Annotated in this window: 5 protein-coding genes; all 5 read left to right on the top strand. The window is 58.7% G+C overall.

The genetic code is table 11. From position 1 onward, the window contains the following. Window positions 1–60 precede the first annotated feature (60 nt). The 5 genes from B4F73_RS03980 (at window position 61) to B4F73_RS03960 (ending at window position 1,997) form a co-directional block, all read left to right on the top strand. Window positions 61–192, top strand: coding sequence for a hypothetical protein (locus B4F73_RS03980; protein WP_255342029.1), 132 nt, complete (start codon window positions 61–63; stop codon window positions 190–192). Between the two features lie 30 nt (window positions 193–222). Next, window positions 223–915, top strand: a complete 693-nt coding sequence (gene pspA, locus B4F73_RS03975; protein WP_034817055.1) for a phage shock protein PspA — start codon at window positions 223–225, stop codon at window positions 913–915. A gap of 113 nt (window positions 916–1,028) precedes the next feature. Continuing rightward, the gene (gene pspB, locus B4F73_RS03970) at window positions 1,029–1,283 is read left to right on the top strand and encodes an envelope stress response membrane protein PspB (RefSeq protein WP_034817057.1); all 255 of its coding nucleotides are present in this window, start codon (window positions 1,029–1,031) and stop codon (window positions 1,281–1,283) included. Window positions 1,284–1,295: 12 nt separating this feature from the next. Continuing rightward, complete coding sequence (pspC, locus tag B4F73_RS03965; protein WP_034817059.1) at window positions 1,296–1,742, top strand: envelope stress response membrane protein PspC; 447 nt, start codon at window positions 1,296–1,298, stop codon at window positions 1,740–1,742. 45 nt (window positions 1,743–1,787) lie between these two features. Continuing rightward, on the top strand, window positions 1,788–1,997 hold the full coding sequence (locus tag B4F73_RS03960; protein WP_206992105.1) for a hypothetical protein: 210 nt from the start codon (window positions 1,788–1,790) through the stop codon (window positions 1,995–1,997). Window positions 1,998–2,060: the final 63 nt, after the last annotated feature.

Here is a 2,060-nt window from a genome sequence, read left to right as displayed (position 1 = left end):
TGACAGAAGGGCTCGGAGCGACAGGGCGTTGCTCACAAACACAAGAAGGACAAACTGAAAATGGAAGATCGCTACAACACTTCGGAAGCCCGCTCGGATGCTGGCCGTTTCGGTCGGTGGCTCGCGACGCGCCCGGCGGAAAGCTGGATGTTCTTCGTCGTCGGCATCTTCTTCGGCGGTTTGTTCTTCTAATCCTCCCCCCACTCACGAAAGGACACCAAAATGGGCTTGTTCTCCCGACTCGGTGACATCATCAATTCCAACATCAACGCGATGCTCGACAGCGCCGAAAATCCTGAAAAGATTGCCCGGCTCATCATCCAGGAAATGGAAGATACGCTGGTTGAGGTTCGCACCGCCGCGGCCCGCGCCATGGCAGACAAAAAGGAAATGGAACGCGAAATCGTCCATTTCACGCAGACCCGCGACGAATGGGCTGCAAAGGCTGAACTGGCCATCGACAAGGGTCGTGAAGACCTGGCCCGTGGCGCTCTGACCGCCAAGCAGAAAGCTGATGGCGAAATCGAACGCCGCAAGCTGGCAATGGACGCGGCAGAAGAAGCCTTCGAGAAGCGCCAGGACGATCTGGCCAAGCTTCAAGCCAAACTTGACGAAGCGAAGGCAAAGCATCGGGCACTGATGATGCGCCGCGAAGCGGCCGAGCAGCGCATTCGCATTCGCAGCCAGGTCTATGACGGCAAAGTGGATGATGCGCTGGCGCGCTACGGCAATATCGAGCGCAAGGTCGACGAAATGGAAGCCTATGCTGACACGATCAAGGGCCGTGAACCGACCCTCGAAGCCGAATTCGCCGCGCTGGAGCGTGACGAGAGCGTCGAGAAGGAACTCGAAGCCCTGAAAGCGAAGCGCGCCAAGTCATCGGCGAAGTCTTCCAGCAAGAAATCGGAGGACTAATCGATGTTGTTTTCACTCGCTTGCCTCACCGGCTTCATGACGTTGGTCTGCGCTCCGGGCCTCATCGCCCAGGCGCGCGCCAACCGGCAGCCATCTGCTGACGAGGCCGCCTGATGGATGAGTTTATTCCAATCATAGCGATCGTCTCGCTGTTCATCGTCCTCCCGGGCATGATCTTCCACTACATTACCCTGTGGCGGAAGCAGAAAACCCTGATGCCCGACGATGAGCGCATGATGGAGGATCTCTGGCGCTCGGCCAAGGCGATGGAACGCCGGATCGAGACGCTCGAATCTCTCCTTGAGCAGAGCGAAGCGGACAGCCCCCGCAGGCCGCCTCGTTCTTCCCGCCCCACTTTTGACGACTAAGGACCCAGACATATGTCCCGCCAATCCCGTGCCTACCGTGATACAGCCCCAGAAGGCGACCAGTACGGCTCCCCGAATCCAAAGCGCTATTACCGCTCGCGTCATGACAAGGTCATTGCCGGCGTCTGTGGCGGCCTTGCCGAACGCTTTGGTTGGGAACCCATCCTGGTGCGCCTGCTGGCCGTGCTCGCCTTTTTCTTTGTCGCCGGACCGATCGCCCTGATTGCCTATATCGTCGTCTGGATGATCACGCCGCGGACACCTTTGGGCGGTCGTACCATATCACCGGAAGAAGATGTTTTCTGGCGCAACGTGAACGACCGCCCCAGAGCCACTTTCGGGAACCTGAAATACACTTTCATGGATCTCGATGAACGCCTCAGGGATATCGAACGCAAGGTCACATCTGACGAGTGGCGACTGCGCAAGGAATTCCGCGACCTGGAGCGTGGCAACTAGACCGCGCCCATTCACCCTAACCATCCGACAAGAAGGACCGGAAAAATGCGTAAGGGGACGCTACTGACGAATAACTGGCTGCTCGGAGGGATCTCCATCCTCATCCTGATGATGGTACTCTTTCTCTCCAGCCTCCAGGGACAGACAGCACTGGAGTTCGGCGGGCTTCAGATGACGTTTGCGCCGCACGAAGAGGGGGGCGTTCGCCTCAGCATCGCCCGCTCTTTTGGTGAGTCAGACTTCACCGCGCTTTAAAGCGCGAACAATCAGGCGCACGGGGCTGACCGCCTCGAGCGCCGCCACTTCGGCGGGGGAGGG

Origin of the sequence: Hyphomonas sp. UBA3601 (assembly GCF_002375605.1) — a bacterium.
Lineage (GTDB): Bacteria > Pseudomonadota > Alphaproteobacteria > Caulobacterales > Hyphomonadaceae > Hyphomonas.
Note: the sequence above shows the minus strand (reverse complement) of the source record. Positions and strands in the feature narration are given on the sequence as shown.

Excerpts from the sequence above, each read along its gene's own strand:
- pspC (WP_034817059.1), top strand. The coding sequence starts at position 1,296 with ATGTCCCGCCAATCCCGTGCCTACCGTGATACAGCCCCAGAAGGCGAC.
- B4F73_RS03980 (WP_255342029.1), top strand. The coding sequence starts at position 61 with ATGGAAGATCGCTACAACACTTCGGAAGCCCGCTCGGATGCTGGCCGT.
- pspB (WP_034817057.1), top strand. The coding sequence starts at position 1,029 with ATGGATGAGTTTATTCCAATCATAGCGATCGTCTCGCTGTTCATCGTC.
- pspA (WP_034817055.1), top strand. The coding sequence starts at position 223 with ATGGGCTTGTTCTCCCGACTCGGTGACATCATCAATTCCAACATCAAC.
- B4F73_RS03960 (WP_206992105.1), top strand. The coding sequence starts at position 1,788 with ATGCGTAAGGGGACGCTACTGACGAATAACTGGCTGCTCGGAGGGATC.